The 21,501-nt window shown below is 35.4% G+C and carries 27 protein-coding genes; 8 read left to right on the top strand and 19 right to left on the bottom strand.

Annotation, left to right across the window (positions count from 1 at the left end):
• Positions 1-239: 239 nt before the first annotated feature.
• Positions 240-1,922, top strand: a complete 1,683-nt coding sequence (locus tag CO726_RS00805; RefSeq protein WP_099683019.1) for a DEAD/DEAH box helicase — start codon at positions 240-242, stop codon at positions 1,920-1,922.
• Positions 1,909-2,703, top strand: a complete 795-nt coding sequence (locus CO726_RS00800; protein WP_099683018.1) for a YqhG family protein — start codon at positions 1,909-1,911, stop codon at positions 2,701-2,703. Before CO726_RS00805 ends, CO726_RS00800 begins: the two co-directional genes overlap by 14 nt.
• Before the next feature lie 35 nt (positions 2,704-2,738).
• Here the strand turns inward: CO726_RS00800 and CO726_RS32745 are convergent, their stop codons facing one another.
• Both CO726_RS32745 and CO726_RS00790 read right to left on the bottom strand, forming a co-directional pair.
• On the bottom strand, positions 2,739-2,870 hold the full coding sequence (locus CO726_RS32745; protein ID WP_000064669.1) for a hypothetical protein: 132 nt from the start codon (positions 2,868-2,870) through the stop codon (positions 2,739-2,741).
• Between the two features lie 96 nt (positions 2,871-2,966).
• Entirely contained in the window at positions 2,967-3,194 is a 228-nt protein-coding gene (locus CO726_RS00790) for a hypothetical protein (protein WP_000032702.1), read from the bottom strand.
• A gap of 73 nt (positions 3,195-3,267) precedes the next feature.
• Here CO726_RS00790 and CO726_RS00785 point away from each other — a divergent pair, with 73 nt between their 5' ends.
• Both CO726_RS00785 and CO726_RS00780 read left to right on the top strand, forming a co-directional pair.
• On the top strand, positions 3,268-3,384 hold the full coding sequence (locus tag CO726_RS00785) for a GTP pyrophosphokinase (protein ID WP_099683235.1): 117 nt from the start codon (positions 3,268-3,270) through the stop codon (positions 3,382-3,384).
• 141 nt (positions 3,385-3,525) lie between these two features.
• The gene (locus CO726_RS00780) at positions 3,526-4,158 is read left to right on the top strand and encodes a VC0807 family protein (RefSeq protein WP_001073110.1); all 633 of its coding nucleotides are present in this window, start codon (positions 3,526-3,528) and stop codon (positions 4,156-4,158) included.
• Between the two features lie 67 nt (positions 4,159-4,225).
• On the opposite strand, the gene CO726_RS00775 is transcribed toward CO726_RS00780, so the two are convergent.
• From CO726_RS00775 to comGA, 10 genes are all read right to left on the bottom strand, one after another.
• Positions 4,226-4,426 (bottom strand): YqzE family protein, encoded by a 201-nt coding sequence (locus CO726_RS00775; protein WP_000106081.1) that lies wholly within the window; start codon positions 4,424-4,426, stop codon positions 4,226-4,228.
• 38 nt (positions 4,427-4,464) lie between these two features.
• The gene (aroK, locus tag CO726_RS00770; RefSeq protein WP_099683017.1) at positions 4,465-4,962 is read right to left on the bottom strand and encodes a shikimate kinase AroK; all 498 of its coding nucleotides are present in this window, start codon (positions 4,960-4,962) and stop codon (positions 4,465-4,467) included.
• A gap of 118 nt (positions 4,963-5,080) precedes the next feature.
• Positions 5,081-5,731, bottom strand: coding sequence for a 2OG-Fe(II) oxygenase (locus CO726_RS00765; protein WP_136699298.1), 651 nt, complete (start codon positions 5,729-5,731; stop codon positions 5,081-5,083).
• 175 nt (positions 5,732-5,906) lie between these two features.
• Complete coding sequence (gene comGG / locus CO726_RS00760) at positions 5,907-6,278, bottom strand: competence type IV pilus minor pilin ComGG (RefSeq protein ID WP_099683015.1); 372 nt, start codon at positions 6,276-6,278, stop codon at positions 5,907-5,909.
• Complete coding sequence (gene comGF, locus CO726_RS00755) at positions 6,275-6,745, bottom strand: competence type IV pilus minor pilin ComGF (RefSeq protein ID WP_099683014.1); 471 nt, start codon at positions 6,743-6,745, stop codon at positions 6,275-6,277. The genes comGG and comGF overlap by 4 nt, the downstream gene beginning before the upstream one ends.
• Entirely contained in the window at positions 6,715-7,017 is a 303-nt protein-coding gene (gene comGE, locus CO726_RS00750; protein WP_136699296.1) for a competence type IV pilus minor pilin ComGE, read from the bottom strand. The genes comGF and comGE overlap by 31 nt, the downstream gene beginning before the upstream one ends.
• Positions 7,010-7,465, bottom strand: coding sequence for a comG operon protein ComGD (gene comGD / locus CO726_RS00745; RefSeq protein ID WP_099683013.1), 456 nt, complete (start codon positions 7,463-7,465; stop codon positions 7,010-7,012). Before comGD ends, comGE begins: the two co-directional genes overlap by 8 nt.
• Complete coding sequence (gene comGC, locus CO726_RS00740) at positions 7,462-7,761, bottom strand: competence type IV pilus major pilin ComGC (RefSeq protein ID WP_098760847.1); 300 nt, start codon at positions 7,759-7,761, stop codon at positions 7,462-7,464. The genes comGD and comGC overlap by 4 nt, the downstream gene beginning before the upstream one ends.
• 11 nt (positions 7,762-7,772) lie before the next feature.
• Entirely contained in the window at positions 7,773-8,804 is a 1,032-nt protein-coding gene (comGB, locus tag CO726_RS00735; protein WP_099683012.1) for a competence type IV pilus assembly protein ComGB, read from the bottom strand.
• Positions 8,797-9,840: a competence protein ComGA gene (gene comGA, locus CO726_RS00730; RefSeq protein ID WP_099683011.1), complete on the bottom strand. Its 1,044-nt coding sequence runs from the start codon at positions 9,838-9,840 to the stop codon at positions 8,797-8,799. Before comGA ends, comGB begins: the two co-directional genes overlap by 8 nt.
• Before the next feature lie 205 nt (positions 9,841-10,045).
• On the opposite strand from comGA, the gene CO726_RS00725 reads away from it, so the two are divergent.
• The 3 genes from CO726_RS00725 to CO726_RS00715 all read left to right on the top strand — a co-directional run bounded on the left by CO726_RS00725 (position 10,046) and on the right by CO726_RS00715 (position 12,610).
• The gene (locus tag CO726_RS00725) at positions 10,046-10,741 is read left to right on the top strand and encodes a helix-turn-helix transcriptional regulator (protein ID WP_099683010.1); all 696 of its coding nucleotides are present in this window, start codon (positions 10,046-10,048) and stop codon (positions 10,739-10,741) included.
• A gap of 125 nt (positions 10,742-10,866) precedes the next feature.
• Positions 10,867-11,109: a DUF2626 domain-containing protein gene (locus tag CO726_RS00720; RefSeq protein ID WP_000440717.1), complete on the top strand. Its 243-nt coding sequence runs from the start codon at positions 10,867-10,869 to the stop codon at positions 11,107-11,109.
• Positions 11,110-11,215: 106 nt separating this feature from the next.
• The gene (locus CO726_RS00715) at positions 11,216-12,610 is read left to right on the top strand and encodes an L-cystine transporter (protein WP_099683009.1); all 1,395 of its coding nucleotides are present in this window, start codon (positions 11,216-11,218) and stop codon (positions 12,608-12,610) included.
• Between the two features lie 215 nt (positions 12,611-12,825).
• On the opposite strand, the gene CO726_RS00710 is transcribed toward CO726_RS00715, so the two are convergent.
• Positions 12,826-13,041, bottom strand: coding sequence for a DUF3912 family protein (locus tag CO726_RS00710; RefSeq protein ID WP_131100734.1), 216 nt, complete (start codon positions 13,039-13,041; stop codon positions 12,826-12,828).
• Between the two features lie 249 nt (positions 13,042-13,290).
• On the opposite strand from CO726_RS00710, the gene CO726_RS00705 reads away from it, so the two are divergent.
• Positions 13,291-13,602 carry a hypothetical protein gene (locus CO726_RS00705; protein WP_098760853.1) on the top strand — a complete coding sequence of 104 codons (312 nt, stop codon included), beginning with the start codon at positions 13,291-13,293 and terminating at the stop codon, positions 13,600-13,602.
• Between the two features lie 36 nt (positions 13,603-13,638).
• On the opposite strand, the gene CO726_RS00700 is transcribed toward CO726_RS00705, so the two are convergent.
• From CO726_RS00700 to CO726_RS00675, 6 genes are all read right to left on the bottom strand, one after another.
• On the bottom strand, positions 13,639-14,127 hold the full coding sequence (locus tag CO726_RS00700; protein WP_099683008.1) for a hypothetical protein: 489 nt from the start codon (positions 14,125-14,127) through the stop codon (positions 13,639-13,641).
• Between the two features lie 81 nt (positions 14,128-14,208).
• Positions 14,209-14,583: a nucleoside 2-deoxyribosyltransferase gene (locus tag CO726_RS00695; RefSeq protein ID WP_098760855.1), complete on the bottom strand. Its 375-nt coding sequence runs from the start codon at positions 14,581-14,583 to the stop codon at positions 14,209-14,211.
• Between the two features lie 95 nt (positions 14,584-14,678).
• Positions 14,679-14,939 carry a DUF3966 domain-containing protein gene (locus CO726_RS00690; RefSeq protein ID WP_099683233.1) on the bottom strand — a complete coding sequence of 87 codons (261 nt, stop codon included), beginning with the start codon at positions 14,937-14,939 and terminating at the stop codon, positions 14,679-14,681.
• A gap of 243 nt (positions 14,940-15,182) precedes the next feature.
• Positions 15,183-16,241 carry an undecaprenyldiphospho-muramoylpentapeptide beta-N-acetylglucosaminyltransferase gene (gene murG / locus CO726_RS00685; RefSeq protein WP_099683007.1) on the bottom strand — a complete coding sequence of 353 codons (1,059 nt, stop codon included), beginning with the start codon at positions 16,239-16,241 and terminating at the stop codon, positions 15,183-15,185.
• An 18-nt stretch (positions 16,242-16,259) separates the two neighbouring features.
• On the bottom strand, positions 16,260-19,658 hold the full coding sequence (metH, locus tag CO726_RS00680; RefSeq protein WP_099683006.1) for a methionine synthase: 3,399 nt from the start codon (positions 19,656-19,658) through the stop codon (positions 16,260-16,262).
• Complete coding sequence (locus tag CO726_RS00675; protein ID WP_099683005.1) at positions 19,658-21,490, bottom strand: bifunctional homocysteine S-methyltransferase/methylenetetrahydrofolate reductase; 1,833 nt, start codon at positions 21,488-21,490, stop codon at positions 19,658-19,660. The genes metH and CO726_RS00675 overlap by 1 nt, the downstream gene beginning before the upstream one ends.
• Positions 21,491-21,501: the final 11 nt, after the last annotated feature.

Here is a 21,501-nt window from a genome sequence, read left to right as displayed (position 1 = left end):
CCCACACATTTCACACCATTATCCTAACATTATTCGCTATATTTCATCAATATTCTAGCATAAAAAATAATTTAGAATTTTTTATTCTTAATCTAATTAAATACAACTTTCAAAATTTAGCCCTTTATCTTTGCCTATTCTTTAACTTTTAGTATGTGTAATAGCGCCTTATTACAAAGCTTATATAATAAAGATTTTTTTAATAATTACTTTAGTTTATAAAAGGTGGGAGAGTCGTAATGAATGTCGATATTTCCATAGATCGAACGTGGCAAAACAATTTTTTAAATAGAATTGACGAAGATGGCCCTTGGACAAACTGGGATTTATATCATTTAGCTTATAAAACAGAAAAATCGTTACTTGTTCCTACTTTCGATGGATTACAAGCACCAAAACATTTATCTCATTTCACACCACTTCCTCATCAATTAGAAGTCGCTCAAAATGTCATTGAACAAATGAATGGCAAAGCGATACTAGCAGATGAAGTGGGACTTGGGAAAACGATTGAAGCTGGGCTTATTTTAAAAGAATATATGGTCCGCGGCCTTGTGAAAAAAGTACTTATACTCGTCCCTGCCTCTCTCGTATCACAGTGGGCATACGAACTAAATACAAAGTTTTTCATTCCAGCTGTAGCCCAAAAGAAAAGCTACTCGTGGGAACAAGCCGATGTGATTGTATCATCAATTGATACTGCAAAACGTTCACCGCATCGTGATATCGTTTTGAACTTAGAATATGACCTTATTATTATCGATGAAGCACATAAACTTAAAAATAATAAAACAAAAAACTATGAATTTGCACAGCGATTAAAAAAGAAATTTTGTTTATTATTAACCGCTACTCCTGTTCAAAATAAGATTGATGAAATTTTCAACCTTGTTTCTTTATTAAAGCCAGGACATTTAGGCAATCAATCCAACTTTGAAGAATATTACGCTTCAAAAAATCGTTCAGCCGAATCTGATGAAGATTTAAAAGCTCTTATTAACAAAGTGATGGTCCGAAATCGACGTCATAATACCGGAATTGATTGGCCAAAGAGACATGTACGTACAATTTTTGTTGAGTTTAATGAAGAAGAACAAGCTTTGTATAATGGTATTGAAAATTGGCGAGGACAAGATGCCTTCACATCCGCTTTCTCATCGTTAACTTTAAAACGGGAAGCGTGTAGTAGTCGTGAGGCTGTTTACTATTCATTAAAAAAACATGTAGAAAAACGACAGAAGGAAAATGAGCATTACATAAAAGACCCGCATATTGATGTGCTAATGGACAAAATTAATCATATTCCTTTCAACTCAAAGGCGAATAAAGCTCTTGAGCTTATAAAAGAAATTGACGATAAAGTCGTCATCTTCACGGAATATCGAGCGTCACAAATGTACTTACAATGGTTTTTACAACAACACGGTATTTCTTCCGTTCCATTCCGCGGCGGGTTTAAACGCGGGAAAAAAGATTGGATGAAGGAGCTTTTCCAAAACCACGCACAAGTACTAATTGCAACGGAAGCTGGTGGCGAAGGGATTAACTTACAGTTTTGTAGCCATATGATTAATTACGATTTACCATGGAACCCAATGCGTCTTGAACAAAGAATCGGACGTATTCACCGTCTTGGTCAAAAGAATGATGTTCATATTTATAACTTGGCTACAAAACACACTGTTGAAGAACATATTTTGAAACTGTTATATGAAAAAATCAATTTATTTGAGCGTGTTATCGGTGAACTTGATGAAATTTTAACGAGAATTAATATGAAAAACATCGACGCGCATATTCAAGAAATATTCGCGCAGTCAAAAAGCGAAGGAGAAATCCGAATTAAGATGGAAAACTTAACATCTATTATCGACTTTGCGAAACGAAATGAAGCTGAGGTGCAAGGCTATGCAGCAACATGAAATTCATAATTACTTATACAATTTTTTTGAGGCAAATAACTGCGAAATTTTAGAACGTTCTCCTCATTTATTAGATGTGCAGTTAACAATCGAGATGGATAAATTATTAATGAACCGCCCTTTTTATTGGCACTACCTTGAGAAAACAGGAGGCGTACCGAATCCGATGCGCCTTACTCTTATTACAAATCCAGAAAATGAAGAAAATGATGGCGAGCTTATTCACTACGGTTCACCACGTCTACATCAAATTTTCCAGACAACAAAAGAACTAGGATCTTACATACGTTTATATGAGGAAGTACGGCATAGCGGGGCAACACATACACCGCTCCATCCGTGGCTCGGTATAAATATAAAAGTTTCCTATCAATGTGATCGAAAAAAAGATATCCTCCACTCCATTGGAATTCATCTTATTTCTGGCACAATGATTGCAAACTTTCATGAAACATTAACTAAAATTAAACTTACACCGAAAATACCTGACTTTTGTTTTACGCTCTCGCCTATTATTAAACCGCAAAGCGGTTTACAACGTATAGAGGATGCTTTAAAAAATATTATTGCAGAAGATGACCATACGTGGGCGAAAGAAGCAAGAGTGCGCTGGAATCACGATTTAGACCTTTTAAATCGTTTTTATGAAGAAAGTGATGAACTTCCTGAAAGCTATGAAATTGAAAAACAAGCACTGCAAGAACAGTATGAACCCCGCATTACAGTGCAAATTATTAACGGTGGACTCTTTTATGTTACCGCGAATCATTTTCTATCGTGAAAAGCCCCTTCTGTTTAGAAGGAGCTTTTTTTGAGTTATCCTCTATCGCCATTACGCTCTTGTTGTTTTTGCTTTGCCATGCGTTTTTGATACGCACGATCCTTTGCACTCACATGATTTGCATCAGTTGGCAGATTTTCTTTTGAACGACCAATTCCATTACTCATCTTTCTCACCCCTTTTTATATCTTTCAAAATACACCCTTATTTTCAGCTAGAGGCACAATCCTTATACAAAAAATAAGAGCAGCTATTGGCTACTCTTACTCACTCACGTATTTTTGAAACATATCATGGATGCCTTTATTTACAAGGTTCGAGATTTGCTCGTCAGATTTATTCGGATAACGATCACGCAATCTGATAGATGCCTTCACCATTAAATTTTCTAATACAGAACGGCCACCTTCTCCATAAATAATTTCAGCATATTTAACAAGCCTTCCATCCTCTACTGTTGCTGGATTATGATTGAAGAAAAATTTACTCATTGTCTCCACCTCTCTATTTTGATAACGTTTACATTTATATAGATTATTTATGTTATTTATTTCACAATATTGTATGCATGTATATTTAATTAGTTTCATTATAAAGCAACATATCGATAGTAAATATGTGATTTTCCGTCCATTTTGTGAACAAATTAAAATTGAAAGCGTTTCCTTTATTATATACTAAAAAAACTTACTACGCTAGGGGCAATTTTTTTCAATCTACTACGCCCTCAAAAATTGATATATTTTTTCTTTTCCCATTAAACCTTATACAATTTTCAGAAATTATATTATAAAATATATGTATGACTTAAGGAGGATTTGTATGAATCAAAATAAAAAAGCTATATTAGATCTTGTCTTTTATCTCGTAATCCCATTCCTCATTTGGAAATTTGCAAAACCTTATATCGATCCTTATTACGCGATGTTACTTTCCTCTGTTCCTGGGATTATTTATACACTGTATACTTTTAAGAAAGAAAAACAGTTTAACGTAACAGGGTTCTTTATTTTAATTACACTCATTTCTAATACAACGGTAGATTTATTATCCGGGTCCGCTGAACGAATGTTGTGGAACGATGCGTATTATCACATCGTACTCGGTATTATCGTTATATGTACAATTTTTATAAAAAAACCACTTATGTTATATTTCGCAGCAGATATTGCAGCACTGCAAGGCCACGACCGTGATAAAAGTCGCGAACTGTATCGTGATAGTCGTATCTATCCAGCACTACAATATTTAACGCTATTTTTCGGGCTGCAATTCATATTAAAAAGCTTCTTAAAAATTTATTTCATCTCTGTTTTCGGTGTAGATGGCTATGGTGAAATGAGAGCAATTATGACCGCTGTTGGATGGGGCATTTCCATTTGTATCGGAATTGGATTTGTTTGGGTAAACAATAAAATACATGCTGTTACAGAAGAGAAAGAGTCTGTACAGTAAATGAAAATCCCCTAGTAGTATGATGCTACTAGGGGATTTTCATTTTGCTAGACATATTACGAAATCGTTAACTTGATTTTTTTCTTTTATTTTTTACGTTTCGATAAAACAAAGCAGCACTTAGCGGCATAACACCAAACCACTTATTCATAAATGGCTCTTTTTCAGCACGGCGTTGTTCTTTCTTTTGTTTACGATCTTCTTTTGGAGCATCCATATACGACACAAACTGCTGTGTCACAAAGCGAACATAATCATTAGTAGACATATTATCATCACCTCTACTTGATTAGTATGTCCACTTTTTTATTCATTAATCTTTTCTTTTAATTCATTCATAATTTGTTTTACCGACTTATTCGTCGTATCGATATGAATATGAGCCTCTTCATAATAAGCTCGGCGCGATTCAAATTTCGTCACAAATGCCTCTATATCTTTCTTCTGAAATAGTGGACGTGTCGTATCTTCACGAAGCCTTTCTGCAATTACATGTGGATCACAATATAAATACACGACAGTTCCATTTTCCTTCATCCACTTTCGATTTTCCTCTCGTTCAATGATTCCGCCACCAGTTGTAATAATTACATTACAACTGGGTAGTGCACGTAACATTTCACTTTCATATTCCCGAAAAGCCATTTCACCTTCTTCGGCAAAAATATCACGAATTTCCTTCTCCTGTTTCTCTTCAATTTTTTGGTCTGTATCTACAACATCCATATGAAGTTCTTTACTTAACGCTTTTCCAATTGTTGTTTTCCCTGCTCCCATATAACCGGTTATGTATATAGATTTCATGTTCGTTCCTCTCAATCATCCGTTATTATTTGTTATTATAACGAAAGATTACATTATTTAATAAAAAAACGTTTTGTTCTCCTTATACAATGAAGAACAAAACGTCACACACTCGCTTTTACTTATAAGTACCTCTTCTCACCCACTGCGTTGCAATCCATTTCTCACCTTTCGTTACAGGTGCCCCTCCGTGTAGCGTAAGCTCATTTAGTGATTGGTCTTGATAAAAATACTCAAAGTATACTGCCATTCCCTTTCTAGGATGCACAGAAAGATTTAATTTCGGAAAGAACGTTTCTCCGCCTTCTTCTACATCATTTAAGTACATGACAAGCGTACTGATACGATTATTAGCAGCTGATCTACTATGTTCCGCAAAATAATCATAATGCGCTTTATATTGTTGATCCACTTCATAATTTAAAATGTGTAATCCTTCTCCATGCGAGGCAGGAACATTCATGATAGATGAAATTCGTTTTTCAATCTTCACAGTAAGTTCATTATCGTCCAAAAATGCACCACGACTCGTTCGAATATCATTTACATCACGTGATGAACCAACTTTAGAACGTGCCAATTTACTTTTAGACAATTCAATTAATTCATCACACTCTTCATCACTTAATACATTTCCTAACACGACAATAAGAGGTTCTTCGAATTTTGAAATAATTTGTATTTCCCTATCTTCTGTCATAATTGCATTTCCTTTATGATCAAAAATAGTTTGTTCCTTATTTTCACCTATTTGATTGTTGTTTGTCATTTCCCTATTCTCCCTAAAAATAATGATTGGATAGCATGAATATATCATATTCTTTCTACCTTTCTCTTTTTTGAGAAAATTTAAACTTTCGTTCGTTATATTTACCCATTTCTTATAAAAAAATCAACTCGCTCCAATGTGGAAAATCATGGTTTTTATCCGTATATTTTACACACTATCCTTCTATCCACTCGAATATTTTCTCATCTTTTTTTCTATACCGAAAGCTCACCTTATAGAAAACTTCCTCTTTAATTTTGCACTGCAATGAAACAAGAACAACATCGTTTTCAAAAACGTAATTTCCACTTGCTTCTCCCTTTTCATATTGAAAGAAAAAAGTATCTTTTTTTTCTTTTTGCTGTAAGTCATTTTTTATATTTGTAATAGATTGATTTAATAGTTCCTCCAGTACAAACTTTTGCTCTATTTCAATATAAAATTTTTTATCTATAAGCAACATATTCGTTTCGTATACAAAGAACGAAGTTAATAATACAAGAAAAATGATTGTTCCTGGCATCGTAAATCCATCTTGTTTTCTCATGTATTGATTTCCATTTCGCTATATCTTACAGCTACACCTTCATATATTTTCCCACTCATATCTTTCACATTTATAGAAAGCAAATGAGGGGTTACTTCATATGAAACCATTACAGCATTTTGTAATATAACTTCTCTTCCGCGCATATTCACTTTTCTTATAAGTTGATTATTCAATTTTTCATACGTCACTTCATCTCCAGTGCGAAGACGGAAGCGCAACATACTCTCTCTATTTTCAGGAACAATTTTTTCCACAAATGATACTTCACGAAACTCTACTTGCACTTGCCCTAAAAACACATCCCACTCCCAATCATTTAATCCTTTCAATTGTTTATTTTCCATTCCGATAAAATTTAAACGTGGGAAGAGTAAAAAGAACAGTGATAACAAAAAGAAACAGACGATCATTTCTATTAATGTAAACCCAGCTTCTAATTTATTTTCTCTCCTGCATAAAAGCATTGTTCCATCATTCTTCCTTTCACATCTTTCCACATCGCACAAACTTCATTTCCTCCCCAATATGTGTAATATACATTTCCGTTTATGACTTGTTCTTTTTGTTGTTTTTCCTCATTCTCATACATATATAAAGCTGCTTCTCTTTTTAATAATACAAATGCCTTATAACGAATTTGTATATTTTTTCGTTCTTGCATAATTAATACTGTTTGCGGAAGTAGTAAAGATACCACCATCATTAATATACTTAATGCTACAAGCATTTCAGCCATCACTGACCCTTTTTGACATTTCACGATACGTAAATCTCCCTCTTCCAAGCTGAAATACAATCTCATATTTATAACTTCGATACGAAAGTAAAATCGTGCCACCTCTATTAATATTTCCACTCGGATTATATGTCATCGGATTAGGAAAAGTATTCAAATCAATTTGTATATCGCTATCATATTCTCTTTTAATGATAGAAAGATTCGTACTCGACTCCCCTATATAATACATATGTCTATCTTTATGCCATCGTAATGTATAATGTTTTTGGCGATTTATCGCTAATTGTTGCATATACAAAATATCATTTGAAAACTGTCTCAAAAATTGTTCGATTTTTTGTTTTTCATATAATGAATGTACGTTAAAATACGTGGCCATACTTAGTACAGAAATTGCAAATAGAACAAGTAACATTTCTAAAAGAGTAAAACCTTTTTCTTTCACAGTGTCCCAATTGATACGGTGCCATCATTTGAAATATGAATTGGTTCACCATTCGGACACTTATCAGCTGTAATATACTTCCCATCACTTAGCTCTTTTAACGTAGGAATTTTATTATGTTGTAATTGGTATACTTGTATTTGCGCTTCTATAGATTTCACATAAGCTTTACATCCTTTTCCTTCGACAGATGAACGCTGTGTAACTACATTTGGAATAATTAATAGTAATAATACAGTTATTACGACCATAACTAATAACATTTCTAAAAGGGTAAACCCTTCCTCATTCTGCATGTAAATACCTCCTAAATAGAATTCATCATTTGAAACATTGGCATAATCATTGCTAAATACATAAGAACGACTATTCCTCCAATACACGTAAATAAAATTGGTTGAATGATCACTAACATATGTTTAATTTTTTGCTCCATCTTTTCCATAATAAGATTGCTATAGTCACCTAATTCAATCGCCAAATTACCATTTGCTTGCCCATGCGTAATAATATAAGAAAGTTCTTTCTCGTAATATCCACTTTTAGCAATAATAGATTGTAATGGCTCTCCTGCAATTAATTGCCTTTCAATTCGTCCCGCTTCATACTGGAAGAACGGATTATATTTTTGCTCTATCATTATTGTTAGAGCCTCGAGTACCGATAGTCCGCCATTTAATAAGCCACTCAATTGTGTGGCGAAATAATGCGAATGCTTTAAAATAAGAAAGGTTTTTATGAGGGGAATACGAAGCATAAATTTTACCTGGTGGATATGTGGGAGTTTTCGGAAGTACAACATATATACACTACATCCAATAATAACGATAAAAATAGTACTAATAATAAGGTAGGGTAGTAGCTTAATTGCACTTAATATTTGTTCTATAAGTAACGGTACTGTCGAACCAAACGAACTATATACCATCTCAACCTGAGGCAATAAGATGAGGTTAAAAACAAAAAGCATGATTATTAAAAAGAACGCCAAAAACATAGGGTACTGCATTATTTTCAACATATCTTTCCTATATTTATCCTTCTTATAAAGAAGTGTACTCCCTTGTTGCAATGCAAAAGAAATATCACCATGTTGCTCGGCATAAAATAAATAGCTTAACATCTCCTGATGAAACATTAATTGATGAAAAGAGTCGTGTAGACTTTTTCCACCTTTTAATCCATCAATCATGTGCTGCAATTGTACTTTCTTTTCTAAAGGTAATTGAAACCGTAAAAATTCTAATGCCTGCAAAAGGGAATATCCTTTTTCTAATAGTTCTCCTAATCGTTTCAGTAATACTACTTGATCACTTAAACTCCATGTTTTCTTAAACATAAACATCCTCTTCTAAATATCCTAAAGCGTACCCTTTTCGTATCGAAGATTCTAATGTTTCATGCTTGTACGTGACGCATTCCCCATTTGCTTCTTTAATCGCTTGTTTTAACTCATGCCCATATAACAACTCATAAATACTCGCTTGTCTTATTTGCCTCATTGATTTACATAGAGTTGAGCACTTTCCTCTACAAAACGGACACTTCAATTCGACAAGTCGCTGTGCAGCTATAGCCAATAAAGATTGTTCAATCTCTTGCCTCGTTATGCCAAAATCCATGAACCTGAGTATCGCCCCCTTCGCATCATTCGTATGCAATGTCGTCATTACTAAATGTCCCGTCAAACTTGCTCTTATAGCGATTTTTGCTGTTTCTTCATCACGAATTTCACCGACCAAAATAACATCTGGATCATGACGTAAAATAGCCTTTAGTCCCGCCTCATATGTGATACCTGCTTTTTCATTTATTTGAATTTGTAATAAATCGTCATTTCTTTTTTCAACTGGATCCTCCAGTGTAACGATGCGACGTGTTTTCTTTTTTCTAATTACCTCTAATAATGCATACATTGTTGTCGTCTTCCCAGAACCAGTCGGTCCAGTAAATACGAGTAACCCATGTGAATATCGTAAAAAAGAGAGTAGTTTTTTCGCTGTACTTGGAAATAAAGAAAGATGAGATAACGGCTGGATAGATGCTTGTAAATGAAGACGAATAACGAGACTTTCTTGGTATATGGTCGGAAGTGTGGAAAGGCGTAAATACACTTCTTGTCCATCCATTTGTAAATACAATGAACCATTTTGTGGCTTCCGCCTCTCTCCTATATCCATAGATGCTAAAAATTTAAAATGTGAAACAAGTTTTTCTCCAAATTCCTTTTCAATACGATGTTTCGTAATTAAATCTTTTCCTATACGCAGTTGAACCACTACGTCCTTCTGCCGGGGCACAATATGCAAGTCTGACGCTTGTACCCTACACGCTTCTTTCAAAATCACATTCGCAAAGCTTTCAATTCCATTCATCATTTTTCCCTCCCCACTATGTATATAGCACGAAAACAGGAACAAGAAAAATTGGGACTTTCACATTTTCCATAGAGAAAAAAGGAAAAATATGTTTGTGAAATTATGAACAATTTACGAATTATTGTCTAAAATTACCTATACTCATGTTTATCTGTATTATAATGTTATTATCTTGGATAAAGTGATAAAGGTGGAGATCCTCATGGAACAAACTTTAAAAATTACAGGTGTATTATCTGACCCAACTCGTTATTACATTTATAAATATATTTCTCAAAAACATAGTTACGTAACTGTACAAGAAATTGCAGATGAGTTTGAGATTCATCCAAACGTAGCGCGTTTACATTTATCTAAATTAGAAGATGTTCATATGCTGAAATCAGAAACGAAGAAAACAGGAAAAGGCGGAAGACCAAGCAGATTATATGTATTATCTGAAGATGTTATCCAATTACAATTTCCATTCCGTGATTATCAATTGTTAGCAAGAATAGCATTTAATTCTTTACTTAGCCTTGGCGCTGCTGGCGAAAAAGCGCTATACGAAACAGGAAAACAATTCGGAGCCGAATTAATGCAACAACATATGCAACGTTTAAATGTGAGTGAAGATGCTTTAACAGTGGAACAAAAAGTTCAAATTGCAAAAGAAGCTTTCTCAACGGCTGGCTTATCACCTGCATTCGAATTAAGTGCAGATGGAACGAAAATTTTCTATGATGTACACAATTGTCCATTTAAAGAAGTTGCTGTTCATCACCCAACTGAAATTTGTAATATGCACGGAGATATGATGAAAGGGATTTTTGAAATCCTATTCCCTAACACGGAATTAACACGAAATGATAGTCTACTAGATGGATGTAAATCTTGTAATTATAAACTAACAATTTAATTTTTCATATAAAAAGAAGGCAATTATAATTGGCTTCTTTTTATATGAACGAATATTTACAATAGTAAGAAAAATAAACTATAATGAGGTGAGGTTTACTTTTTTTAGAAAGGGAGGGAGATGGCATGGAGCGCATGTTTCGCGTTCTCGGCTTTTGGACTGGAATTTTCTCGGTTATGTTTTACGTAGGGGATATGCAACAGGCTGCACTACTATTTTTAGGACAAACAGGTTTCTTCGTACTTTTAAGCTATTTAAAATTAACAGAGCGTATGTATATATACGTATTCGGGGCATATTTAACTGTTTTCTTCATAGGATTTACATACTACACGACGTTCTTACTTGTCCCTGGGGCTGGACATTAAAAGGTGGCATTTTGCCATCTTTTTTTAATTACTCAATTTCCTAGTTGACTTATAGGTTTTATTAACTTATATTCTATATAACAGATTGGAATTAGGGGGAATCAACATGAATACACTGCTTGTCGGAATTAACGTTGCAGTCATGCTCATCTTAGTTGGCGTATTATATTATATGCAACGTAAGCATGTATCTTTTAATAAACGTGTATTTACTGCTCTAGGAGTCGGAATTATATTCGGTCTTATATTACAATTTATTTATGAGCCAACTTCTAAAGTAATTATTGAATCAAATACTTGGTTTGGTTTAATCGGTAACGGTTATGTGAAATTACTTCAAATGATCGTTATGCCACTTATTTTAGTATCTATTATTTCAGCATTTACAAAATTACAGTTAACAAAAAATCTTGGTAAAATCAGTGGTCTTATTATCGGAATTTTAATTCTTACTACAGGAATCGCTGCAGCTGTCGGTATCGCTGCAAGTGCAGGATTTGATGTATCAGCAACAGGCCTGCAACAAGGTGATGCAGAATCTGCTCGTCTCAAGCTAGTTGAAGAAAGATTTACTTCGATTGAAAAAACAACAATTCCAGATAAATTATTAGAACTGTTGCCTACAAATCCGTTTCTTGATTTAACAGGTGCTCGTCCAACATCAACAATTTCTGTTGTAATATTTGCAGCCTTTATCGGTATCGCCTTTATAGGTGTAAAGCGAAAATATCCAGAACAAGCAGAGCTATTTAAGAAAATGCTTGATGCTGTATATGCAATCGTAATGCGTATGGTAACGTTAATTTTACGTCTTACTCCATACGGCGTATTAGCTCTTATGGCAAAAACAGTTGCTGGTAGCGATATAAACGCTATTTTAAAACTTGGTAACTTCGTGTTAGCGTCTTACGTGGCACTTATCGTAATGTTCGTTATCCACTTATTATTAATTGCTCTATCTGGTTTAAATCCAATTCAATATTTTAAAAAGGTGTTCCCCGTATTAACATTTGCATTTACATCTCGCTCTAGCGCTGGTGCAATGCCATTAAATATTGAAGCGCAAAAAGAAAAGCTTGGTATTTCCGAAGGGATTGCAAACTTTGCAGCATCGTTTGGAGTATCTATCGGGCAAAACGGTTGCGCAGGTATTTATCCAGCAATGCTTGCAATGATGGTCGCTCCAACTGTAGGAATTGATCCATTACAACCGCAATTTATTTTAACTTTAATCGCTGTCGTTGCCATTAGCTCATTCGGTGTTGCCGGTGTTGGTGGCGGTGCAACATTCGCAGCGTTAATCGTACTATCTACAATGAACTTACCAATCGGTATTGTCGCTCTTGTTATCTCGGTTGAGCCATTAATCGATATGGGCCGTACAGCTCTTAACGTAAGTGGTTCTATGACAGCAGGTCTTATTTCTAGTAAATGGCTTGGTGAATTAGATGAAGATACGTACAATCAAGATGATACAAAAACTGGTAAAATTGCTTCATAATAAAAAGGACGCTAACAAAAACTGTTAGCGTCCTTTTTTATTTCTTTCCATCTTCCTCTTTATCTTTTAAACACAAGGCATAACATACTGTCTCAAACACTATGTAAAATCTTGTTCTTTATACTTCATTTCCGTCTCCTTACACATAGAAAAGAGAATACAATAACATATTCTCTTTTCTCAAATATATTTCATTATCTCACAGCCCGTCCTTTTCACAAATATCCATTTTGCTCGCACCATTTATGAAATTGTCCTACGTCTACTCCAACTAACACGATATCCTTTAGCTCTACATCAATGATTTGTTCTCCAATTACAATAGCAAACTGCGATTCTAATTTTGTCTCGCTTTTCTTTACAATTCCAATTCGGTTCCGATGCGGTCCATCTTTTATATATGCTTTTTGTCCTACAATATCAAAGTTCAAGATTTTCACCTCTTTTACTGCGCTCAAATTGGAAATACGATCTCCACCTCGGAAAATTTCCTTTCATTGCACTATTTCTCTATATATATGACGAAACAATAAAAGAGTCCTTCCTTCTTTACAATTATTTTTTCTTTGTTTCATTTTGTGATTGAAACGTAAAGTTTATAATAAAACACACTTGGAAGCGCTTTCTATATAATTTTTTATGTTATAATATAAGTAGAATTTCGTAAAGAGGGTTAAAAAATGAATACAAAAATGATTAAAAAAGTAATTGAAGCATTAAAAGTATATGGCTTTCAGGATGTATCATTCTGTGAGAAAACAAAGCAATTTTTATTTCATAACGAAACCGATATTATGAGCGGCTATGCAGAAATAACATATAGTAGTCAATTTGAAAAATTCAACGTACAAATTCATCCGATTGAAACACATCACCAAACAGAGTTACAAGAGGTTGAAAGACATATACAGGCCTGTATAAGAAAAGTGGAATATTTAAACGCACTTCTTAGCGGACAAACAAAATTAGATGACAAAATTATTATAATGTAAAAAAAGAACGTGATATCCTCACGTTCTTTTTTTACATTATACGTTCATCTTTTCCTTCAGTTGTAACCCTGTAATGGACTCTAATACATCCATTGCTTCTCCAAATGTCATATCAAAAATTGTCTTATCTTCTATGTATGGAAATTGTCTAAAACGCTTTTCTAACATTTTCATGGCGTCCGACGTAAAGTGTGCACTATCAATGCCAAATTCTGTTTCAAGTAGAACGATCCAGTCTAACACATGAAAGCCTAATCCATTTACGAATGAAATAAGTTTTTCTTCTGGCTGTGAAGATAAGAATACGTGTCGTTCCATCTCACTAAAAAGTGCTTCTCCTAAAATATCAGCTAATTCATCATCATGTTCACGGTCAATGATTTCTTCATAACCATAATCGTCAACAAGCTCCTCAACTTCTTCACTATCCTCACAAAGCAATTGACTAAGAAGTGCTTCTTTCTTAAATTCACTTTTTTGTACGACTTCTAAAAAGCTCGTTTCCCATCCATTTTCTAATTTCATATGATGTAACCCCTTTATATACTTTTTCTTATCATCACTGTACCCAAAAGATTACTTTTATAACCTTTTAGGTAATTACTATTATTTCACATGCTTCATAACATGAGATGCAAATTCAGCTGCATCGCCTTCAAAAATATTTATTTCTGGTAAGTGATAGAACGTTGTTTGGAGCGGGTTTCCTTCATGATATACATATATCTTTTTCTCTAGCGCAATCGCCATTCCAAACTCTGTATGGCTCCCGTTTCCACCATCTAATATAAGTAAAAATACATCCGCTTCTTTAATAGCATTCTTTTCTGCCAGACCAATTTCTCTTAATTGCTCTTGATTCACAGCTCTTTCGTTTCTTGTCCAATCATATGTATGGTGCCATCCTGCATGTTTCAGTTCATTTGCTATAGAACGTACAAGATGTTTATTTTTGAATCCTGAGGCGATATAAAAATTCATTTATATACACTCCTTCATTATGTATGGGGAAACTCCGCTTTAGCGTTATTTGTTATAGCTATAATAAAGAACGACTTCAAAAAAAATCCCCATCTTTAAAACTTATTTGCGTTTAAATGATGGGATGCTTCATGATTTTCTTTTATTTTTTGCTTTTTATAACTTTCATCAGCTAACATTTCTAGTTCAGCTGTTATCTCTGATTTTTCAAGCGCTCTTTCTTGCGAAAATTTCCTTGAAATATAAACAATAACACTACCAACGTACAACACAAAGCATATAATAAGTGCAGTATTTTCATAGAGACTTAGCTCCAACACAGTCACTCCTAATCCATTCGTATTTTCACGCTTCATTAATTGGAATTTCCCTACTAACCATTTGTTACCCCGCATTAACGGGCCGTAAGACCCCCACCTCAAAATTCAGCGAAAACAAAGAAGTTAGGTGGCGGATTAACTGCCCGTAAAAGCCCGATTGGTGAGGGCTGATAATCAGTGGGGGTGAACCTCCCACTGATTAAAGTTTCACTTTATTGTAACATAAAAACACCGTTTCTTGGAATCTTTCAACCTACTAAAAGAGACATGATTTTTTCATCATGCCTCTGAAATATGGTGAATGATTGTTTGAATTGCTTCTTTTCCATTGTATTTTTTTAGTGCCGTTTTATACGTCTCATTATTTCGATCTAACTCTTCGACATGCTTTATAAGAGAGTTCACCGTTACATCCTCTTCATACAATACGGAAGCATATCCTTGTCTTTCAAAAGACTCTGCATTTAGTATTTGATCTCCACGGCTTGCAAATTTCGATAACGGAATTAAAACCATCGGCTTTTGCAATGTTAAAAACTCAAAAATGGCATTTGATCCTGCACGTGAAATAACAAAATCTGTTATCGCTAATATGTCTGGTAACTCTCCGTGTACATATTCAAATTGTCTATACCCTTCTTTTTTTTGTAAACTTTCATCAAGATTATCTTTTCCGCAAAGATGAACAATTTGATATTTTTTCAGAAGTTCTGGTAACGCCTCTCGAACTGTTTCATTAATCTTCTTCGCGCCCAAACTTCCTCCCATAATTGTAATAACTGGCTTTTTACGTGAAAAACCTAAAAATGCTAAACCTTTTTCACGATTTCCCTTTAGCACTTCTTCCCGTACAGGAGATCCTGTATAGATTACTTTTTCTTTCGGTAAATGTTTCGCAGCTTCTTCAAATGTAACAAATATTTTCGAAGCAAAACGGAGCGCAATTTTGTTTGCTAGTCCTGGCGTCATATCGGATTCATGTAATAAAACTGGTACCCTATTTAACCATCCTCCTATTACGACTGGTACAGATACGAAACCACCTTTTGAAAAAATCACATCCGGTTTTAGTTTTCGAATTCTTACATACGCATCCATAACACCCTTCATTACAAGAAAAGGATCTTTTATATTTTTTAAATCAAAATAACGGCGCAGCTTTCCGCTGGCAATACTATAGTACGGAATGTCTTCCTTTTCTATAATCGTTTTCTCAATTCCTTGATGAGAACCAATATAAGAAATATCCCAATTCTGTTCTTGTAAATATGGAATAATGGCTAAATTAGGTGTTACATGCCCTGCCGAACCGCCACCTGTAAAGACTATTTTCTTCATACGTCTCCCCCTTCTAGACTATAATACACTAAAATATCTTGCCTCGGGGTGAGAAAATACCATAGCCGTTACAGACGCTTCTGGCTCCATCATAAACCCTTCCGTTAATGAAATACCTATTTCCTCTGGATGAATTAAGCGAAATAGCTTTTCTTGATCTGCAAGTTCTGGACATGCTGGATAACCAAATGACACGCGTATCCCTCTATATTTCGTGCGGAAACGTTCTTCCATCGTCAGTTCAGGTGAATCTGGAATGCCCCAGCGATCACGAATGAGCATATGTGTTTTTTCAGCAAGTCCTTCTGCTAATTCAAGCGCTAACGATTGAATGGCATGACTGCGTAAATAATCACCTTTCGCCTTCCACTCTTCAGCAATGTCCCGAACGCCTTCCCCAACAGTAACAGATAGGAAAGCAACATAGTCCATTTCATCTCCAAGTGGTCGTAAATAATCACCTAAAGTACGATAGGGTGCTTTTCCTTGTCTCGGGAATGTGAAACGCTCTATAACACGCGTATGATCTTCTGGATCATATATTACAATATGTTGTCCGTCGCTTTGCGCTGGGAAAAATTGATACACTGCTTTCGGTTTTAACCAAGATTGTCCTTCCTGCAATAATTCGTCTATTAAATCATTTAATTCATGTGCTCTTTTATCTCCCTCTTGCAAATGTTTCTTCACACTTCCTTTTAATCCAAGATGATGTCCAAGTAGCATTTGTCTATTTAGAAACGGTGCGAGATGTGAAACAGGAACATCTCGTAATACAATTCGTTTTGTTGAATCCGGAACCATAACCTCTGATTTTTGTAATGGCTCAATTACTGCTGGAATTTCTACTTTCTTCTCTTCTTTTGTTACGATATGAAGATGACGTTCTTTTTTATCCTGCTTCATCTTCTCACGCTCTTCTTCTTTTTGAAGCTTATTAATAATATCAAGCCCGGTCATCGCATCACTTGCATAACATACGAGTCCTTTATAGGATGGCGAAATACGATTATCTGTAAACTTTCTCGTTAACGCTGCCCCGCCTACAACGATTGGAATATCAATATCCGCCGCTTTTAAATCTTCAGCAGTCGTTACCATTTGTTGTGCTGATTTTACTAATAAACCAGACAGGCCTATAATGTCAGGCTTCTTTTCTTGTACTTCTTGAACAATTCGATCCGAGCGAACATTGATCCCTAAATTAATAATCTCATATCCGTTATTCGATAAAATAATTTCAACGAGATTTTTCCCAATATCATGTACGTCACCTTTAACAGTTGCTAATAATACTTTCCCTTTTTTCGCACTATCGCTAGATTCCATATGTGGCTCTAAATAACTTACTGCAGCCTTCATACTTTCCGCACTTTGCAATACTTCAGCCACGATAAGCTCATTATTATTAAATAATCGTCCTACCTCATCCATTCCTGTCATAAGTGGGCCATTAATAAGATCCAAAGGTTTTCTTCCTTCTGTAAGTGCGAGGCTTAAATCTTCTTGTAACCCTTGCTTCGTACCTTCTACAATGTAATTTGCTAGCCTTTCATCAAGCGTTAATGTTTCTTGGATAACGACATCTTTCTTTTTTGCCGCGCGATAAAAATTTGTGAATTCTTCCAACGTCTCTTGCGTCGTTTCAAAAAGCAATGCATCTGCACGACGCTTTTCTTCTTCAGGAATTGATGCATACCGTTCTAATTTTTCCGTATTCACAATCGCGTAATCTAATCCTGCTTTCGTTGCATGATATAAAAAGACGGAATTTAATACTTCGCGCCCAGCTGGTGGTAAACCAAATGATATGTTACTTACACCTAAAATCGTTAAACACTCTGGTAATGCTTCTTTAATAAGGCGAATCCCTTCTATCGTTGCTGCCGCCGAGCCAATATATTCTTCATCGCCTGTACCTACTGGAAATACAAGTGCATCAAAAATAATATCTGACGGGCGTATACCATATTTCGTCGTCAATAACTCATAACTTCTTTTCGCAATTTCGAGTTTTCTTTCCGCACTTACTGCCATACCGTCTTCATCAATTGTTCCTACAACAATAGCGGCACCATATTTCTGAAGAAGCGGTGTCACTTTTTTAAATCGTTCTTCACCATCTTCTAAATTAATTGAATTAATAACAGCTTTTCCTTGAATATAAGTAAGAGCTCGCTCCATCACATGTTCATCTGTTGAATCAATCATAATCGGTACTTTTAGCACTTTCGTAACTTCTGCTAAGAAGTTTTCCATATCTTCTATTTCATCGCGATCAGGATCTGCCATACAAATATCAATAATATGAGCATTTTTCTTCACTTGCGCTCTTGCTACTTCAGCAGCCTCTTCAAATTTCCCTTCTGCTATTAATCGTTTAAATTTACGTGATCCAATAACATTTGTTCTTTCGCCAACAAATAACGGTCTCATTGAATCATCATATTGCAATGCCTCTAATCCACTAACTCCATGCCCCTCTCTTTCTTTGTGTTCACGCGGCTTAAGAGACGCTAATGCGGACTTCATTGCTTTTATATGTTCTGGTGTTGTACCACAACAACCACCGATAATATTTACCCATCCTTCTTCAGCAAATCGCTTCACTTTTTCGGCGAGAGAAGATGGAGATTCATGATAATGTCCATCTTCATCAGGAAGACCTGCATTTGGATAACAGGAAATGTAACACTCCGACAAATCAGATAATGAACGAATATGGTCTCTCATAAACTCCGGACCAGTCGCACAGTTTAATCCAACAGATAATGGCTTCATATGTTCTACTGATAAATAAAAAGCCTCAATTGTTTGTCCAGCCAGAGTCGTTCCCATCGGTTCAATCGTTCCTGAAATCATGATAGGTACAATTTTATTTAGTTCGTCAAAAGCTGCTTGAATTCCAATATAAGCAGCCTTCACGTTACGCATATCTTGACTCGTCTCAACCAGTAATACATCAACTTCTCCCTTCAACAATCCTCTTGTCTGCCGTGTATAGGCTTCAATTAATTCTTCAAACGCCACACCACCAGTAACACTAATCGCTTTCGTTGTCGGTCCCATTGCTCCCGCAACATATACTTCCTTCCCGCTTTCTTTGACCGCTTGCTTTGCTAAGCGTGCTGCCTTCTCATTTAGTTCCTCATCTAAATGAGACAACTCATAATCACTTAATACAATATTTGTCGCCCCAAATGTATTTGTTTCAATAATATCTGCTCCAGCTTCAATATAAGCCTTATGAATCTTTAAAATGACATCAGGCCTTGTTTCTACTAAATATTCATTACAGCCTTCGTACTCTTCTCCTCCGAAATCTTCCGCAGCTAAGTCCTCTTGCTGGATCATCGTTCCCATTGCACCGTCTAATATTAAGATGTTATTTTGTAATTTTTCTTCTATACATTTCATTAGTTAATACCTTCTTTCACTTCTTGCTTTTCTCTCACATATTTAACAAGGTGTTCTGTAATTTCATATTTTAGAAACGGTGTAATAAGATAAATGCCGTTAAAATATTTCATCGCCGCATCGATCAATTCTTGTGAAATACGAATTCCTTCTTCAATAGCCGCCTCTTTCGTTTCGTGTCCGTCCATTCTCTCTCTGACTTCTTCAGGAAGAGTAATACCTGGCACCTCAAAATGAAGAAAATCAGCATTACGTTTACTTATTAATGGCATAATCCCAATAAAAATAGGTTGTTCCAAATGCTTTGTCGCTTCATACACTTCTTCAATTAACGCGATATCGTAAATTGGCTGAGTTAAGAAATATTCCGCTCCAGCATCTATTTTCCGCTCCATTCGCTTAACCGCTGCTTTTAAATGTCTTACATGTGGATTAAACGCACCTCCCACTGAAAACCTTGTTGCTGGACCTATTGATTTTCCTAAAATGGAGCGCCCATCGTTCATTTCTTTAATCATTTTAATGAGCTCAATAGAGGACAAATCATATACAGAAGTGGCACCTGGAAAATCACCGACGCGTGCTGGATCACCAGTTAAAGCTAACACTTCTTCCATACCTAACGCTGATAAGCCTAGCAGGTGAGATTGTAGTCCGATGACGTTATGGTCTCTACACGTTAAATGCGTCAATACCGGAATATCGTGCTTCGTTAATAATGCCCCCATTGCCATATTCGAGACACGAGGCGATGCCAATGAATTATCTGCTAGAGTAATAGCATCTGCCCCAGCTCTTTTCAATGCTCGTGCTCCTTCAAAAAAACGCTGTGTATCTAACGTTTTCGGTGGATCTAGTTCCACTACAACTGTCGTTTGTTTCTTTGCTTTCTCTGCTAGAGTGATGTGAGCTTTCGAACGTTTCTCGTGTGTATGAACTACTTTCGGTCTTTGAATCGTGTCCTTTTCTATTACAGGCGTAACATTTAGGGTAGCACGTTTCATACTTTCAATATGTTCTGGAGTCGTACCACAACAACCTCCCAACAACCGAATACCTTGCTCAATAAATTTTGGCGTCATTGCTTCGAAATAAGCCGGACTTCCCTCATATACGTAACGTCCCTCTACATAATTCGGGAGACCTGCATTTGGATATGCTGACAAGTAGCCGTTTTGCGGAATCGATATCATTTTAAAAGCTTCCGTCATATGAAGTGGTCCTAGTTGGCAGTTCAATCCAACGACATTTGCACCATAATCTAAAAGCTGTTTTAATATTTCATTTACATCATTTCCATTTTGAGTCGTACCTGCTTCATGTAACGCTAATTGGGCTACAATTGGAATATTCGTTTGTTTTCGTAACACCTTAACAGCATGAAGTAATTCAAATTCATCATAGAAAGTCTCTAATAGTAGTCCATCAACCTGTTCTTCTAGTAATGCACTTGCCTGTTCCAGTAACATAAATTCTCGCTCCATATCAGTTGTCGTAACAGCTCCGATATGTTTCATACCACCAATTGTTCCTAAAATTGCATTTTTGTCTGTAACAGATGCTTTCGCCAATTTTACTGCCGCTCTATTAATTTCATTAACTTGGTTTTCTAAGCCATACATACGTAATTTCGCTTCATTTGCTCCGTACGTATTTGTTTGAATCACATCTGCCCCAGCAGCTACATATTGCTTATGAATCGATATAATTAGATCTGGATCAGAGATATTCAATTCTTCAAAACTACTTTGCAAACCATGTGAATGTAATAACGTCCCAACCGCACCATCACCTATTACAATTCCTTTTGATAATAAATCTAGTAATTTCACAAATCTCCCTC

Origin of the sequence: Bacillus fungorum (assembly GCF_002746455.1) — a bacterium.
GTDB classification, from domain to species: Bacteria; Bacillota; Bacilli; order Bacillales; family Bacillaceae_G; genus Bacillus_A; species Bacillus_A fungorum.
This window is presented reverse-complemented; position numbering and strand designations above follow the sequence as displayed.

Excerpts from the sequence above, each read along its gene's own strand:
- comGA (WP_099683011.1), bottom strand. The coding sequence starts at position 9,840 with ATGAATGGAATTGAAAGCTTTGCGAATGTGATTTTGAAAGAAGCGTGT.
- CO726_RS00700 (WP_099683008.1), bottom strand. The coding sequence starts at position 14,127 with ATGAAATTAGAAAATGGATGGGAAACGAGCTTTTTAGAAGTCGTACAA.
- CO726_RS00695 (WP_098760855.1), bottom strand. The coding sequence starts at position 14,583 with ATGAATTTTTATATCGCCTCAGGATTCAAAAATAAACATCTTGTACGT.
- CO726_RS00705 (WP_098760853.1), top strand. The coding sequence starts at position 13,291 with ATGAATACAAAAATGATTAAAAAAGTAATTGAAGCATTAAAAGTATAT.
- CO726_RS00715 (WP_099683009.1), top strand. The coding sequence starts at position 11,216 with ATGAATACACTGCTTGTCGGAATTAACGTTGCAGTCATGCTCATCTTA.
- CO726_RS00720 (WP_000440717.1), top strand. The coding sequence starts at position 10,867 with ATGGAGCGCATGTTTCGCGTTCTCGGCTTTTGGACTGGAATTTTCTCG.
- CO726_RS00785 (WP_099683235.1), top strand. The coding sequence starts at position 3,268 with ATGCATGTATATTTAATTAGTTTCATTATAAAGCAACATATCGATAGT.
- murG (WP_099683007.1), bottom strand. The coding sequence starts at position 16,241 with ATGAAGAAAATAGTCTTTACAGGTGGCGGTTCGGCAGGGCATGTAACA.
- comGG (WP_099683015.1), bottom strand. The coding sequence starts at position 6,278 with ATGAGAAAACAAGATGGATTTACGATGCCAGGAACAATCATTTTTCTT.
- aroK (WP_099683017.1), bottom strand. The coding sequence starts at position 4,962 with ATGAAATCTATATACATAACCGGTTATATGGGAGCAGGGAAAACAACA.
- CO726_RS00725 (WP_099683010.1), top strand. The coding sequence starts at position 10,046 with ATGGAACAAACTTTAAAAATTACAGGTGTATTATCTGACCCAACTCGT.
- comGC (WP_098760847.1), bottom strand. The coding sequence starts at position 7,761 with ATGCAGAATGAGGAAGGGTTTACCCTTTTAGAAATGTTATTAGTTATG.
- CO726_RS00690 (WP_099683233.1), bottom strand. The coding sequence starts at position 14,939 with ATGAAGCGTGAAAATACGAATGGATTAGGAGTGACTGTGTTGGAGCTA.
- CO726_RS00780 (WP_001073110.1), top strand. The coding sequence starts at position 3,526 with ATGAATCAAAATAAAAAAGCTATATTAGATCTTGTCTTTTATCTCGTA.
- CO726_RS00800 (WP_099683018.1), top strand. The coding sequence starts at position 1,909 with ATGCAGCAACATGAAATTCATAATTACTTATACAATTTTTTTGAGGCA.
- CO726_RS00805 (WP_099683019.1), top strand. The coding sequence starts at position 240 with ATGAATGTCGATATTTCCATAGATCGAACGTGGCAAAACAATTTTTTA.
- CO726_RS00765 (WP_136699298.1), bottom strand. The coding sequence starts at position 5,731 with ATGACAAACAACAATCAAATAGGTGAAAATAAGGAACAAACTATTTTT.
- CO726_RS32745 (WP_000064669.1), bottom strand. The coding sequence starts at position 2,870 with ATGAGTAATGGAATTGGTCGTTCAAAAGAAAATCTGCCAACTGATGCA.
- CO726_RS00790 (WP_000032702.1), bottom strand. The coding sequence starts at position 3,194 with ATGAGTAAATTTTTCTTCAATCATAATCCAGCAACAGTAGAGGATGGA.
- comGE (WP_136699296.1), bottom strand. The coding sequence starts at position 7,017 with ATGGCTGAAATGCTTGTAGCATTAAGTATATTAATGATGGTGGTATCT.
- CO726_RS00775 (WP_000106081.1), bottom strand. The coding sequence starts at position 4,426 with ATGTCTACTAATGATTATGTTCGCTTTGTGACACAGCAGTTTGTGTCG.
- comGB (WP_099683012.1), bottom strand. The coding sequence starts at position 8,804 with ATGTTTAAGAAAACATGGAGTTTAAGTGATCAAGTAGTATTACTGAAA.
- comGF (WP_099683014.1), bottom strand. The coding sequence starts at position 6,745 with ATGCTTTTATGCAGGAGAGAAAATAAATTAGAAGCTGGGTTTACATTA.
- metH (WP_099683006.1), bottom strand. The coding sequence starts at position 19,658 with ATGAAATGTATAGAAGAAAAATTACAAAATAACATCTTAATATTAGAC.